Origin of the sequence: Vibrio sp. 10N.261.51.A3, assembly GCF_041471965.1 — a bacterium.
Classification (GTDB): Bacteria; Pseudomonadota; Gammaproteobacteria; order Enterobacterales; family Vibrionaceae; genus Vibrio; species Vibrio crassostreae_C.
This window is the reverse complement of the sequence record NZ_JBFRPK010000095.1, coordinates 38,372-51,880: the sequence shown is the minus strand read 5'-3', so window position 1 is coordinate 51,880 and position 13,509 is coordinate 38,372. Positions and strand designations below refer to the sequence as shown.

The 13,509-nt window shown below is 42.3% G+C and carries 13 protein-coding genes and 1 other RNA gene; 8 read left to right on the top strand and 6 right to left on the bottom strand.

Annotated elements, in window-relative coordinates; translation table 11 throughout:
* Window positions 1–14: 14 nt before the first annotated feature.
* The 3 genes from AB4371_RS20095 to grpE all read right to left on the bottom strand — a co-directional run bounded on the left by AB4371_RS20095 (window position 15) and on the right by grpE (window position 3,554).
* On the bottom strand, window positions 15–1,052 hold the full coding sequence (locus tag AB4371_RS20095; RefSeq protein ID WP_017072010.1) for a polysaccharide lyase family 7 protein: 1,038 nt from the start codon (window positions 1,050–1,052) through the stop codon (window positions 15–17).
* Window positions 1,053–1,309: 257 nt separating this feature from the next.
* Window positions 1,310–2,584, bottom strand: a complete 1,275-nt coding sequence (locus AB4371_RS20090) for a dicarboxylate/amino acid:cation symporter (protein WP_371722135.1) — start codon at window positions 2,582–2,584, stop codon at window positions 1,310–1,312.
* Between the two features lie 388 nt (window positions 2,585–2,972).
* Window positions 2,973–3,554 carry a nucleotide exchange factor GrpE gene (gene grpE / locus AB4371_RS20085; RefSeq protein ID WP_017069543.1) on the bottom strand — a complete coding sequence of 194 codons (582 nt, stop codon included), beginning with the start codon at window positions 3,552–3,554 and terminating at the stop codon, window positions 2,973–2,975.
* 143 nt (window positions 3,555–3,697) lie between these two features.
* Here grpE and nadK point away from each other — a divergent pair, with 143 nt between their 5' ends.
* The 3 genes from nadK (at window position 3,698) to bamE (ending at window position 7,052) form a co-directional block, all read left to right on the top strand.
* Window positions 3,698–4,582, top strand: coding sequence for an NAD(+) kinase (gene nadK / locus AB4371_RS20080; protein WP_017066747.1), 885 nt, complete (start codon window positions 3,698–3,700; stop codon window positions 4,580–4,582).
* Between the two features lie 278 nt (window positions 4,583–4,860).
* On the top strand, window positions 4,861–6,525 hold the full coding sequence (gene recN, locus AB4371_RS20075; RefSeq protein ID WP_017059862.1) for a DNA repair protein RecN: 1,665 nt from the start codon (window positions 4,861–4,863) through the stop codon (window positions 6,523–6,525).
* A 167-nt stretch (window positions 6,526–6,692) separates the two neighbouring features.
* Entirely contained in the window at window positions 6,693–7,052 is a 360-nt protein-coding gene (bamE, locus tag AB4371_RS20070) for an outer membrane protein assembly factor BamE (RefSeq protein WP_010438918.1), read from the top strand.
* A 171-nt stretch (window positions 7,053–7,223) separates the two neighbouring features.
* On the opposite strand, the gene AB4371_RS20065 is transcribed toward bamE, so the two are convergent.
* Window positions 7,224–7,532: an RnfH family protein gene (locus tag AB4371_RS20065; RefSeq protein ID WP_017069541.1), complete on the bottom strand. Its 309-nt coding sequence runs from the start codon at window positions 7,530–7,532 to the stop codon at window positions 7,224–7,226.
* 3 nt (window positions 7,533–7,535) lie between these two features.
* Window positions 7,536–7,964 carry an SRPBCC family protein gene (locus tag AB4371_RS20060; RefSeq protein ID WP_010438915.1) on the bottom strand — a complete coding sequence of 143 codons (429 nt, stop codon included), beginning with the start codon at window positions 7,962–7,964 and terminating at the stop codon, window positions 7,536–7,538.
* A gap of 119 nt (window positions 7,965–8,083) precedes the next feature.
* Between AB4371_RS20060 and smpB the strand changes: the two genes are divergently transcribed.
* From smpB to AB4371_RS20035, 5 genes are all read left to right on the top strand, one after another.
* Window positions 8,084–8,569 carry an SsrA-binding protein SmpB gene (smpB, locus tag AB4371_RS20055; RefSeq protein WP_004735156.1) on the top strand — a complete coding sequence of 162 codons (486 nt, stop codon included), beginning with the start codon at window positions 8,084–8,086 and terminating at the stop codon, window positions 8,567–8,569.
* 66 nt (window positions 8,570–8,635) lie between these two features.
* Window positions 8,636–9,002: a transfer-messenger RNA gene (gene ssrA / locus AB4371_RS20050) on the top strand.
* 96 nt (window positions 9,003–9,098) lie between these two features.
* A complete protein-coding gene (locus tag AB4371_RS20045) occupies window positions 9,099–10,373 on the top strand; it encodes a tyrosine-type recombinase/integrase (protein WP_372150563.1) in 1,275 nt (424 codons plus the stop codon).
* 250 nt (window positions 10,374–10,623) lie between these two features.
* Window positions 10,624–11,775 carry a site-specific integrase gene (locus tag AB4371_RS20040; protein ID WP_372128793.1) on the top strand — a complete coding sequence of 384 codons (1,152 nt, stop codon included), beginning with the start codon at window positions 10,624–10,626 and terminating at the stop codon, window positions 11,773–11,775.
* Window positions 11,776–11,853: 78 nt separating this feature from the next.
* Window positions 11,854–12,075, top strand: coding sequence for a hypothetical protein (locus AB4371_RS20035; RefSeq protein ID WP_372128791.1), 222 nt, complete (start codon window positions 11,854–11,856; stop codon window positions 12,073–12,075).
* A gap of 50 nt (window positions 12,076–12,125) precedes the next feature.
* Here AB4371_RS20035 and AB4371_RS20030 read toward each other — a convergent pair whose 3' ends face one another.
* A complete protein-coding gene (locus AB4371_RS20030; protein ID WP_372128790.1) occupies window positions 12,126–13,412 on the bottom strand; it encodes a hypothetical protein in 1,287 nt (428 codons plus the stop codon).
* Between the last annotated feature and the right edge of the window lie 97 nt (window positions 13,413–13,509).

Genomic DNA, 13,509 nt, shown 5'->3' with positions numbered 1-13,509 from the left:
CTGATTCAGCCATATTATTGGTTGAGCACTAACTGGTAGAAGCTCGCTTGAGTGTAATCACCCGCTTCCATACCACGCCATTCACAGGCTGAGCTCGACTTCTTAGTGTTGCATTGATTGTATGCGCCCGCCTTGAAGTACATCCAGTCCTGTCCATAACCAAGGTCGATATCATGCCCCTGATACTTACCCTTGGCCAAATCAACATCATACGTCTTCACAATAGGATCGGCTGAGTTTGGATTCTTAGTAAAGGTTAAGTGCATGATGTTATCTTTGATATTCACATCGTATGAGAACACTTCACCTAGCTTGATGCCATCAGCAGGGTCCGAGCTGCCTTTTTTCAGATTGTATTGACCAAATACATCATGGCGAATGTCTTTACGAAGTTTCTTTCCGTTTTCATCCTTCGCGTTTTTCATCTCTGTCGGCGGGTTGAGCTCGTAGTTCCATGTTAATGAACCATGCTCATGCTCTGGTAGTTTACGGTAAACAATTTTAAGAGGTTCATTGTCCGAGCCGTGAATTTGCCCGATGACGACTGAAAATGCGCCTGTTTTATTGTAGTTACCACTGGTACTCACCTGATCGACAGAAAGCGTCGCCGTCATTTGGCCGCCAATAGAGCCAAACTCTTCCGCGTTCTTATGGCTTGAAATCGCGAAGTTGTTGCTCGGCGCAGAGTAGCTATCCGCTAGCATCGCTCTTAGCTCACTACGCGTGTTTTTACTGTTTGGCGTCGTTGGAGCTGTATTCGGAGCCACAAACACCATCGCACCAGATTCAGCATCCGTGTAGAACCATTTAGGGTGAACGTAAGGCGTGTCTACATTCGACAGTTCCTTTTTACCAATCTCCAGCGTTTTACCTTTTCTAGACCCTTCAGTCGTCAGCTCCGGTAAGTTAATTTTCCATTTAGATAAATCGAAGTTTTGTGCTGGTGCTTTTGCAGGGTCAAGATTGAACTGTTGACCAATATCGTGATTAGAAGCAAGAGCGGGAGCGGCTAAAAGGCTGGCAGTCAGTAGGCTAAGGTAAGACAGCTTCATTATTGGGTTTCCTTTATGTCGTCATAATGTAGGTTGCCAGAACAATAAAATAATATTGTATTATTATATGTGATCTATATTAAAGATTGAAAACTGATGGCCAATTCGGCACGAGTAAAAAGAAAAAATGAGACTTAACACCAATCAAAGATATTTTTAGCCAGGTTATCAGATAGCCCAAAGCACTTATCATCAGAAACAAAAAAGCCCCGCTCTGGTTGAGCGGGGCTTCGCAGTTATTGAGTCTTAATTAAGAATTAAACTTCTGCTTTTTGCAGCTCAGCTTCTTCGTTAGCTTCAACGCCAATTTCGTTTTCAGATTTAGCAACGATAGTGTTCACCGCTGTGTCACCCACTACGTTTGAAGAAGTACAGAACATGTCACAGATACGGTCAACAGCAGCAACAATCGCTAGACCTTCTGGTGGTAAACCTAGTTGGTGCAATAGAACACCGACCATAACCACACCACCACCAGGAACACCACCAGCACCGATAGAAAGTAGCAAGATAGTTAGACCTAGAGTAAAGATATCAGCAGTGTTGATTGGCTGACCGAATGCGTTTGCTACGAACATAGTTGCTAGTGCGATGTAGATAGATACACCAGACATGTTCATTGTTGCACCTAGTGGTACACCGAAACCTGCTACTGACTTAGATACGTTTAGTTTGTCAGTAAGAGTACGCATTGTTACTGGGATTGTTGCATTCGAACTTGCTGTAGATAGTGAGAATAGAACTTGCTCACGAGTTGCACGTAGGAACTGCTTTGGAGAAATACCAGTGAATGAACCAACCATCATTGGATAGAAGAAGAAAATCCAGAACACAAGCATTGCAACCACAAGCGCCACATAGCCAGCAACTGACATTAGCGTGTCTGCATCCAGTGTTGCGCCCAGTTGAATCATCAGAGCAAATACACCGTAAGGCGCCAAGCTCATTACTAGGCCGATAAGCTTCATCATGATTTCGTTAGCCATCTTGAATGTCTTGATAGCTGGGCCACCACGAGAATCAAGCGCTTGAATAGCAAGACCTGTCAAAATTGCCATGAAGATGATTTGTAGCATGTCGCCGCTTGCGAACGCTTCTACAGGGTTGCTAGGAACGATGTTAACAACAAGAGAGAAGATGTCTGGTGTTTCAGTTGTTGTAAGCGCAATTGTCTCAGAAACCGTACCCGCTAGATTCGCACCTGCACCTGGTTGGAAAATAAGACCAATCGTTAGCGCTGCTGAGATCGCGATGATGGTGTTAATAATGTAAAGACCAAAGGTTTTACCACCGAGACGACCAAATGAACGAATATCTTTTAGCTCAACAATACCGCAAACAATAGATACGTATACAAGAGGAACTACAAGTAACTTGATAAGTGATACGAACATACCACCAGCACCTTCTGCAGCACCAAGTAGATACGTATCAAAAATAGCAATACCGCTGAATAGGTACTGAATAGCAGTACCAATAAGTAGACCAGCAAACAAGCCTACAAAAATTTTACTTGAGAGCGATTTATCCATCGTTCTTCTCCAGTTTGTTGTGTTTGAAATTTGTACTTTTATAGTTATATATGCGATCAAAATCGCTATATGGCAGTGGATTTTACATACAAAGATAACAATTAAAAGTGTTTATTTACAAAAACATCACAAATGTGACATCAAAACATTTACTCAATAACAACCAGCTTCATAACACAAAACTCTAAATCGCTGATCTGAATGAAATAAAAAGAACGACATTCTTAATGCGGTTTTGATGCTTATTTACGTGGACTCTCAAGTTACAGGCATAAAAAAAGAGAGGCATATGCCTCTCTTTTTATTTTACGCAAACCAGTGATTTATTTTGTCGCTGCGACTAACTCAGTCAATGCACCAGTCAATCACTTGGCAACGTAATTCGTCATTACTTAGCAACCATAACCATCGCTGGGCGAACCACACGACCGTTTAGTTCGTAGCCTTTTTGCATCACAAACATAACCGTGTTCGATTCGTGATCTGGGCTTTCTTGAATAGACATCGCTTGGTGGAATTCAGGGTTGAACGCTTCACCTTCAGGGTTGATCTCTTTAAGACCAAACTTAGCAACTGTGTCTACGAACGTTTTGTGCGTTAGCTCAACACCTTCATACAGTGGCTTAACCACTTCGTTTTCAGCGTCTGCCGCTTGCATTGCACGCTCTAGGTTGTCGATTACAGGAAGCAGACCTTCAGCAAACTTGTTCAAAGCGAATTTACGCGCTTTATCAATTTCTTGTTCGCTACGGCGACGCATGTTTTCAACTTCAGCTTTCGCGCGAAGAACAGAATCTTGCTGCTCTTTCACTTTAGATTCGCTAGAAAGCAGTGCAGCTTCCAGTTGAGCGATTTTTGCTTCCTGCTCATCAGCAGCGTCTTCATTCAGTTCAGCTTCTTCAACTTTCTCAGCTTCAGCGATGATCTGATCTAGCTCTGCTTCGGTTACTTTGTTTTCTTCGTTGCTCATGATATCTCCAGAATTCGTTTTCAATGCAAGTGACAGGCGTGTTTGCGCCCCAAATTGATATAAAACACTCGCATAGACGTTCAACTTGCCTTTATTATGGGGATGAAGAATTTTGATTCAAGCCTAATTCGTTTGGAAACGTTATGAAAAAGCCATTTGAAGTCATCGCCATTATCGGTAAACCTCGAGATCAGCAAGCAATTCAGACTCATAGAGAGCTCTATCAGTGGTTAAGTGCTGAGGGTTATCAAGTGTTTGTTGATGACAGACTCGCCACTATTTTAGACGACATCCCAAAAGAACATTTTTCTAGCCTGATTGAATTAGGTAAACGCGCCGATCTCGCCATTGTGGTCGGTGGTGACGGAAACATGCTCGGTGCCGCTAGAATCTTGTCACGTTTCGACATTTCAGTGATTGGTGTTAACCGAGGTAATCTTGGTTTCCTAACCGATCTCAACCCTGAAAACTTCCAGAGCGCGTTGACTGATGTTCTCAAAGGCGAGTTCATGGAAGAAGAGCGCTTCTTACTTGAAACGGAAATTCATCGTCACGGCCAGATAAAAAGCCACAATGCAGCCCTTAATGAGGCAGTACTGCACCCCGGACAAGTGGCGCACATGATCGAGTTCGAAGTGTATATCGATGATAGCTTCGCCTTCTCACAGCGCTCTGATGGCTTAATCGTCTCAACACCGACAGGTTCAACCGCTTATTCACTTTCTGGTGGCGGCCCTATTCTGTCATCAAGCTTAAATGCAATTTCATTAGTACCAATGTTCCCGCACACTCTTTCAAGCCGCCCACTAGTGGTGGATGGAAAGCGTCGTATCAAGCTGATCGTATCGCCTGATAACCGTGGAACTCAGGAGGTGAGCTGCGATGGTCAAATCTCACTGCCTGTTTCTCCTGGTGATGAGATCCACATTTACCAAAGCCCAAATGTGCTCAAACTGATCCACCCTAAAGACTACAACTACTACCACGTTCTACGTAACAAGCTAGGCTGGTCGAGTAAGCTGTTCTAAGTGAAAAGCGAACGATTTTAAAAGGCTGACGACATTCGTCAGCCTTTTTATTGCCAGTAAAAGCCCGTCGGCTCTAGCTTCTCTGCAGTTCCTTATACCTCCACTCCCAAGAGGGAGGAACGACTGAGTTGGGAATCTATAGCGGTTTCAGTGATCTACGAACAACCTCAATTCTGATAACGGTCGCAAAAAATTTTCACCTGTCGACTTTACTGTATAAAGAAACAGTATATACTGAACTTATATACAGTATTGTTCAGTTATACAGGTAAATAAAAATGCTGGCTCATTTAAGTGTTAATAATTTCGCTATTGTTAAGTCTTTACAGCTAGAACTATCTAAAGGCATGACAACAATCACCGGGGAAACTGGTGCGGGTAAATCTATCGCTATCGATGCTTTAGGCTTATGTCTTGGGGGAAGATCCGATGCAGGAATGGTTCGACAAGGTGAAGAAAAAACCGAAGTCAGTGCCGCTTTTTTACTTGAGAACAATCTGCATGCAACCCGCTGGTTAGAAGACAACGAATTGCTTGATGGTAGTGAGTGCATCCTGCGCAGAACCATCTCAAAAGAAGGTCGTTCTCGTGCATTCATCAACGGTAGCCCTGTCCCTCTTTCGCAATTGAAATCACTTGGACAACTGTTGATCAACATCCATGGTCAACACGCGCATCACCAGTTGATGAAAAGCGATTATCAAATGGCCATGCTTGATCAATACGCAGGCCACTTGAACCTATTGAAATCGACACGTAATGCTTACCAAGCATGGCGACAAGCGGATAACCACTTAAAAGAGTTACGTGAGAATAGCCAGCAAAACCAAGCTCAAAAACAACTTCTTGAATACCAAATCAAAGAGTTAAATGAGCTGTCTATTGGGGAGGAAGAATATGAAGACCTCGAACAAGAGCATAAGCGCCTCTCCAATAGCGGAGAACTGGCCACAACCTGTCAGCAAGCTATCGAACTTATTTATGAAGGTGAAGAAGTTAATGCGCTTGGTATTCTGCAATCGGCCAATAACTCCTTAATTCAGTTAGCTGAGCTAGATGAAAGATTGGCCGAGTTACCGAACTTGCTTTCTGAAGCCATTATTCAGATCGAAGAGACCAACAACGAGTTAAGAACCTACCTAGACAGCATTGATGTTGATCCCGGTCGTATGGCTTACGTTGAGGAGCGTTTCTCTAAAGTGATGTCGATGTCTCGTAAACACCACGTGTTACCTGAAGAGCTGTATAAGCACCATCAAGACTTACTACAACAAGTTGAAGCGCTTGATTGCTCTGATGAAAAATTGGAAGAACTGGCCAACGAGGTAGAAAACCAATACCAATCGTTCGTTGCTAAATCAGAGAAGCTTCATAAATCTCGCACTCGTTACGCAAAAGAGCTCAACAAGCTGATCACGCAAAGCATGCACGAACTGAGCATGGAAAAAGCGCAGTTTGCCATTGAAGTGAACAACACCAACACACACCCTTCTCCATTGGGTATGGATAACGTGACCTTCATTGTTTCGACCAACCCAGGCCAACCAATGCAGCCGATTGCGAAAGTGGCCTCTGGTGGTGAGTTATCACGAATCTCATTAGCGATTCAGGTGATCACAGCGCAAAAAGTGGATACACCAAGCCTGATTTTCGATGAAGTCGATGTGGGTATCAGTGGACCAACCGCTGCGGTTGTCGGAAAAATGCTACGTAAGCTGGGCGAATCGACACAAGTTATGTGCGTGACTCACTTACCTCAAGTTGCCGGTTGCGGTCACCAACAACTTTTTGTAGCGAAGAACACGAAATCAGGTAAAACCGAGACTCAAATGCACACGCTTGATGAGCAACAACGCGTTTCAGAGCTTGCTCGACTGCTTGGTGGCAGCCAGATTACCGAATCGACGCTTGCCAATGCAAAAGAGTTATTAATCGCAGCATAGGTTACATATTCAGCAACTTTCTGATAATTTACCGAAAATTCTTGGCAATTTTGCAACTTAATTCAAAATTGCCAGTCATAACAAGCTCAAAGCGCAAGGAGCTTTTTACTTCTTGCTGGAGCTTGTTTATTATCAGGCAGTATTTTAGCGAAGAAAGATCTCAAACTATGCGAATTAAAAAGTGGTTAGTTGCAGTTCCACTTGCACTAACAATGTTGACCGGTTGCTCTCTGTTAGAGAAGTTGGTTTATCGAATTGACATCAATCAGGGTAACTATGTTGAACAGGAAGCTGTCGATCAGCTCAAGTTTGGCATGACAAAAACACAAGTTCGTTACGTTATGGGCTCACCTATGCTTATCGAAAATGGCTACCCAGATACGTGGTACTACATTTACCACCACACAAAAGGCCATGAAGACTCGATTCAAAAAAATCTTGTTGTTAACTTTGATGCAACGGGCACCTTAGTGACGATCAATGGTGATTTTGAAGCCAGTGATGAATTCTTCGAAAGCCTTCGCTAGCTTTCAACTAACAAAGCTTTCCAGTCAAAAGCAAGAATCGCAAAAGCCTGCTCATATGAGCAGGCTTTTTAATATCTGCTAACAAATGAGACTGTAGACTGTATTGTCTAACAAACAGATGAAAAAAAGCTCGCTAATGCGAGCTTCTTTATCATTCAAATTTGTTTGGTATTACGATTTAGCCGCCGCTTTCGCTTGTTCAGCACGCTTACGGCGAATCTCTTTTGGATCGGCTAACAGTGCACGGTAGATTTCGATACGGTCTTTATCACGAACCGTCGCATCTAGCTTAACGTTACGGCTGAATACGCCAACCTTGTTTTTCGCTAAGTCGATTTCTGGATACAGTTCCAAAACACCAGACTGCGCAATAATCTCTTCCACAGTCGCGTTCTTGTTCACCACCAAGGTAAACACACGCTGCTCGTGCGGAAGCGCAAACACAACCTCTACGTGGATCATATCTGATTCAATAGTCATGGCTTAGTAAACCTGTTTCGCTCGTTGAGTAAAAGCACTGACCATATTGCTTGTCAGTTCATTGAAAATCTTGCCAAATGCCATTTCAATCATTCGACTAGAAAATTCAAACTCTAGTTTAAGTTCAACCTTACATGCTTGGTCGTCTAGAGGAGTGAAATACCAGCCCCCCTCCAGCTTCTTAAACGGGCCATCTACCAGCTCCATTAAAATTTCAGCACCATCCGCCATTCGATTCGACGTAGTGAATGTTTTACTGATACCAGCTTTAGAGACATCAACCGAAGCCACCATCGCGGAATCTGAAGATTCGATCACACGAGAACCAGAACATCCTGGCAAAAACTCAGGATAACGAGCAACATCATTGACCAAGCTGAACATCTGGTCGGCACTAAAAGACACTAATGCTGAACGAGTAACCTTTGGCATATAGACTCCTGTTAAAGACAGCGTTACATTAACACAAACTGCAATTTTAATTGTATTGGGCCAGAGCGCAAATAAAAAGGATTCCCCAACTAGGGTGCAATCCGTATAATGAGGCCATTATGGCAAAGAATAAATCAAAATCAAAAGCCGGTAGTAATACCATTGCGCTTAATAAGAAAGCTCGCCACGAATATTTCATCGATGATGAGATAGAAGCGGGGCTTGAGCTACAAGGCTGGGAAGTAAAATCCCTACGTGAAGGCAAAACCAATATCGCAGAAAGCTACGTCTACATCAGAGATGGCGAAGCATTCATCAGTGGTATGACGATCACTCCGCTAACTCAAGCGAGTACTCATATCGTGGCGAACCCAACACGCATCCGTAAACTACTAATGTCGAGAAAAGAACTCGATAACCTTATCGGTCGTATTAACCGTGAAGGCATGACACTTGTCGCAACCGCACTTTACTGGTCTCGCTCTTGGGCGAAGATTAAAGTTGGCGTAGCGAAAGGTAAAAAGCTGCACGATAAACGTACTGATATGAAAGAAAAAGATTGGGCGAGAGATAAAGCACGAATTATGAAGAGTAATTTGCGTTAATTTTAAGCACTTAAACGCACAGTGCTAGACAGGCAAAGCTTTTCTGGTACTATGCGAATAACACTTGGGGCTGATTTAGGATTCGACAGGAATTTTGAAGTCTGAGGTGCATGCCGTGGGGCGGTTGGCCACGTTAAAAGCCGCAAAAAAATAGTCGCAAACGACGAAAACTACGCACTAGCAGCTTAATAACCTGCTCAGAGCTCTCTTACCCTAGCTTCCGCTCGTAAGACGGGGACCAATAAGAGATCAAACCCAAACTAGCTAGCGCGGCTTCTCCCACCTGAGAGGAAAAGCGCGAATTATAATTCAGGTTAGCCTTTAACTAGCGTGTCGGTTCGCAGGTTGCTGGTGAAATTAAAGATCGACTAAGCATGTAGTACCAATGATGAATGATTTTTGGACGCGGGTTCAACTCCCGCCAGCTCCACCAAACGTTTGGAAAGGGCGGTAAGTCACTGATTTACCGCCCTTTTTGTATTTATAACTTCGATATTAGGCTGTTTGTACTACATTTTGGTACTAAGACATGCACTATTTATCTATCTCGAAATCCGGTATTTGGCAGTTCCGATATCAGATCCCCTCTGAGCATCGACATCGGTTTAATGGATTCCATGAGATCAAGCGCTCACTGAAAACATCCAACAAAGACAAAGCTATTCTTTTAGCGTTAGAGCTAGAGATACAGGTTCGTCGTACCATTTTAGCGCCAACTATCAACGCAACATCACCTCAAGTAAAACCTCTCAACCAAGATAAAACACCCACCGCAACGAAAGCCAAACAAACTAAAACGCTATGCCCAGAAAAGATGCTGGAACGCTTTTGTAGCTATAAAGCTCAGCATATATCGCCAAAGGCTGTTGGAATGCTGAAAGCTAAGTGCCAAACCGTTCTTGGTTTACTTGGAAAGTCCCACCTCCCTGAGATTCGCAGACGTGATGCAGAAGACGCAGTGCAGCTATTACGGCAGTATCCCGTCAACATGAAGAAACACCCTCAGTTCAAAGGTCTAACAGCCAAGGAAGCGGTTAAACTCAATAATAGCCTCGATATGCCTACACTGAGTGAAGAGTCAGTAAAAGACTATTGTCAGAAGATGTCTGGGTTCTTTGAGTGGTGCCACTTGAACGAACTCACTGACATCAACCCATTCAAGGCAATCCGCTTTCGCAAACAGCGCAGAGACAGTGAAGCAAAAAACGCCTATACAAACAGAGATTTACAAAAAATATTTAGTACCGAGATTCATACTAAGCGACAGTTCAAACACCCCTACTACTACTGGCTACCAGTCCTTGCCAGCCTAACGGGAGCTAGACTGAATGAACTCTGCCAGCTCTACAAGTCAGATATTTGCCAACGAGATGGAATTTGGGTAATTCATATTGATGACCGACATGAGGGACAAAAACTCAAAAACTTGACGAGCCGTCGTGTTATTCCAATTCACCGAAATTTGATAGAACTAGGCTTCATTGAGTACCTACATTCAGTAAAACACGAGCGTGTTTTTCCTGAGCTGAAGGACTCACGAGACGGCTTTGGTAGCGCCGCTTCTAAGTGGTATGGCCGATTTAAAAGCAAGCTCGGTTTTGGAAAAGGCCACGACTTTCATTCCTTCCGTCATACTGTTGCTACGCAGTTCAAACGAAAACAGGTTTCACATATTGCCGCTGGTGCAATCTTAGGTCACACCTTAAACAACATTACCTACGATCGTTACGGAAAAGAACTTGATGTTAGCCAGCTTCAAGAAGTAATTAACCTTATTGAACTTCCCCGCTTAACTAAAATTTAAATTGATATAAACGCTTGACTCGTTTTTTGGGGCGTGAATTCACGCCCACTTTAAATTATTTTCACGCCTAAAAAATAAGCACTCAATAGGAGTGGTAATTTAAAATCATTTACAATCAACAGCTTAAAAAAACTTGACCATCATCAAACTTATCGAGTAAGGGTTTTTAGCATGACTGATTTTTTACTATTCGGACGTGAACCTTCCCTTTAGATTAAATGGAAACCAACGGAAGAAATAGGAGATTCCAATGAATCTATCCACTGTCACAAATAGCATACATCTTAACTATAACCCTAATATCGTGGCTCTTGAGCTTGATCTCCCTATACAGAAAAGCAAGAAAAACGCTAAGGCAATGACTTCTTATGAGCTGCTAGATGCTTATACAAAATCTCGAACTCAGCTAGCAAGTGCAAACCTAAAGAACATTCAAGAAGATCACCAACGCATCACTAAGACACTTGGTTTTTTGGATTTTACTGATTTAAAAGATCTTGACTACGCAGGTTCAGAAGCCGTTGGTAAAGCATTAACGTATCTTCCTGCGAACTCAGAAAAATACGCAGAGCTAAAAGGTCTATTCGGGTTCGAATTAGTTGCTAAAAACTATTCATTGCCAGAACCTTATCCATGTATTTCACAGTCCACTAAGAAAGGCTATATCCAGAAGTTCTCTTCATTCTTGAAATGGGCTAAACGTCATGGTTATGTTGATGACAATGTCTTCTATAAACTACCTATTGGTAAAGTTCATGAGGGCAAAAAACGTTTCCCTTTCGATGGCGAGCAGCTCACTAACATTTTTTCTATGCCAGATTATTCGGAGCATAAATACCTCCACCCGTACTATTATTGGGTCCCTTTGATCCAGCGCTATAGTGCATTAAGGCTCAACGAAGTCTGCCAATTTGATGTCACCGATATCAAAAAAGTTGATGGTATTGATTGCTTCTTAGTACAACAAGTGTTTGATGGTCAACGAGTAAAAACTGAATCATCAATCCGAGTTGTGCCTATCCATGATGAGCTAAAAAAGAAAGGTTTCTTGTCTTTCGTTGAATCGAAGAAAAGTGGCCGCCTATTCCCCGAGTTAACTTTAGTTAAAGGTTATTACTCGAACAACGCTTCTAAATGGTTTGCTCGCCGTCGGAAAAAACTAGGATTAGGCAAAGGCTTTGATGCCCACTCATTCCGCCATACTTTTATCAACGAGTTGAAGCAAAAAGAAGTTTCTAAAGAAATCATTGAGTGTATCGTCGGTCACTCACATGAATCTGAATCATTCGACACCTATAGCTACCAGTACAGCCCTGCCATACTAGCTTCGGTTGTAAACATGATTGATACATCACATACGGCTTCTGTACTGCCTTACATGCAAAAGAAAGCAGCAGCTTAACTCTTAATTTAAATCCTCTTTGATCCTATCCCCAAAATGCGGAGGGATCACTGTTACCTGAATAAAGGAAAACATTACATGTACGTTTATAACACCGACCGAACCATTCGCACCAAATACCCCCTTGAACGAACTTATGCCGATATTTTCGGTAACTACCTATCGTTCATCCTCTCCGTCGAGTACCTACAGTCTAACGGTGACTGGAGTGAAGCAGGGTTGCGTTGGGTAATTAATTGCAACAGCAAGGAATACATAATGGAAAACGGCTTCAAGGATTTCCCACACCGAGTATCTTGATATCAAATTTTAATTGTTTGGCAGATGTCAAAAACATCTGCCAAAGCTTGCTAGCAACGTTCGTAAACTATATTAATTGATGTTGTGATCTTTGACCCTTTCTTCTTTTTCTTATCAAAGTCAACCACTTCAAAGGTTCTATCCCCCCTCCATTTAGCGTAATTATCTACCTCCTTAATCGCCTTATTAAATACATCTCGGCGAAACGTATTTATATCAACGTATTTGTCACCATGTACGCGCACAATTACACCAGCCTCGTCTAACTGCTCTTTCTTTTTATCTCTCTCACGGTGACAACGATACGCTTTTAGCAATAAGTCTTGTGAATCATCAAAGATAAGAGCTTCCTCTTTGGTCAAACTGCTATAGCCTTTTTTATTAGCAAGACTGTACCAGTTCAAACTTTTAGCGTATTTTTCCAGTTCAGACAATTTAAAGTACCAAGGATTTTCAGAAGATCCGGAGTTTTTTTTCACTTCAGTAAAGACGATATCAATGCTGCTATTGATACCAAAAAAACTACGCCAGCGAGGGACTGAAAAGTTCACACGACCTCGATCAACGAGTTCATGCTGCATGCCAAGTCGGCTATAAAGTAGATCATAGAGTCGTAAGCCAGCCAGTGATTTAAAGCTACTTAATCGGTCGAGAAACATTGTGTTATAACTAGATGTAGCAAACAGGAGGGGCAAAAACTTTACGTTAAATGTAATAGTGACTAGCGGTTTAGAATCGTCGATCTCAACCTTTTCGATAGGGTGACCAATAAAGGCACCAATAGGTAAAAAAGCTAGGTCATACTCTTCAGGCTGGCTAAAAATAGAAAGATGCCTTGTTGCATCACCTACATTTTGACCAATCTTCTGCTCAACATGAACCTTTTCCCTAAACTTAGTCCAATCTGAGATTGTAACTTCCTTCTCGGTTGATATATGAATTTGCTCAGCTTGTCGTAAAGCATCTGCATACTTATCTTTATTGTAAGTTTTTCTTCTCTTTGAGCCTTTGCGACTAACTGTGCAAAACTGACTCATATCTTCAAACGAAAGCGTAACTTTCCTTTCTTCTTCTTTAGAAAATGCAGATGCAACTAAATCAGGAATCTCGTCATTGGTTGCTCGGTCATGCTCGTTCCAAAGATCGGAATTAAACTGATTAACATGGAAAAGTTGCTGCCATCCACAAATAGCACACAGCAAAGACTTGTATGACAATATATTGATATTTGGGGGGGATAGATGTGTGAACGTCGCCTGAGAAAAAGAGTTATTGACAACGTACCATGGCTTTTCTTTCAATGAGGCTAAGTGCTCAATCGTTGGAGTATTTGACATAATTTAAGGTGTTATAGTTTTCTTTAATAATAACACAATGTCGTAATACTCTCACTCGCAATGTCGTAATTTTCTCATGTGGAAATTTCAAAATGTC

Excerpts from the sequence above, each read along its gene's own strand:
- AB4371_RS20095 (WP_017072010.1), bottom strand. The coding sequence starts at position 1,052 with ATGAAGCTGTCTTACCTTAGCCTACTGACTGCCAGCCTTTTAGCCGCT.
- AB4371_RS20090 (WP_371722135.1), bottom strand. The coding sequence starts at position 2,584 with ATGGATAAATCGCTCTCAAGTAAAATTTTTGTAGGCTTGTTTGCTGGT.
- grpE (WP_017069543.1), bottom strand. The coding sequence starts at position 3,554 with ATGAGCAACGAAGAAAACAAAGTAACCGAAGCAGAGCTAGATCAGATC.
- nadK (WP_017066747.1), top strand. The coding sequence starts at position 3,698 with ATGAAAAAGCCATTTGAAGTCATCGCCATTATCGGTAAACCTCGAGAT.
- recN (WP_017059862.1), top strand. The coding sequence starts at position 4,861 with ATGCTGGCTCATTTAAGTGTTAATAATTTCGCTATTGTTAAGTCTTTA.
- bamE (WP_010438918.1), top strand. The coding sequence starts at position 6,693 with ATGCGAATTAAAAAGTGGTTAGTTGCAGTTCCACTTGCACTAACAATG.
- AB4371_RS20065 (WP_017069541.1), bottom strand. The coding sequence starts at position 7,532 with ATGACTATTGAATCAGATATGATCCACGTAGAGGTTGTGTTTGCGCTT.
- AB4371_RS20060 (WP_010438915.1), bottom strand. The coding sequence starts at position 7,964 with ATGCCAAAGGTTACTCGTTCAGCATTAGTGTCTTTTAGTGCCGACCAG.
- smpB (WP_004735156.1), top strand. The coding sequence starts at position 8,084 with ATGGCAAAGAATAAATCAAAATCAAAAGCCGGTAGTAATACCATTGCG.
- AB4371_RS20045 (WP_372150563.1), top strand. The coding sequence starts at position 9,099 with ATGCACTATTTATCTATCTCGAAATCCGGTATTTGGCAGTTCCGATAT.
- AB4371_RS20040 (WP_372128793.1), top strand. The coding sequence starts at position 10,624 with ATGAATCTATCCACTGTCACAAATAGCATACATCTTAACTATAACCCT.
- AB4371_RS20035 (WP_372128791.1), top strand. The coding sequence starts at position 11,854 with ATGTACGTTTATAACACCGACCGAACCATTCGCACCAAATACCCCCTT.
- AB4371_RS20030 (WP_372128790.1), bottom strand. The coding sequence starts at position 13,412 with ATGTCAAATACTCCAACGATTGAGCACTTAGCCTCATTGAAAGAAAAG.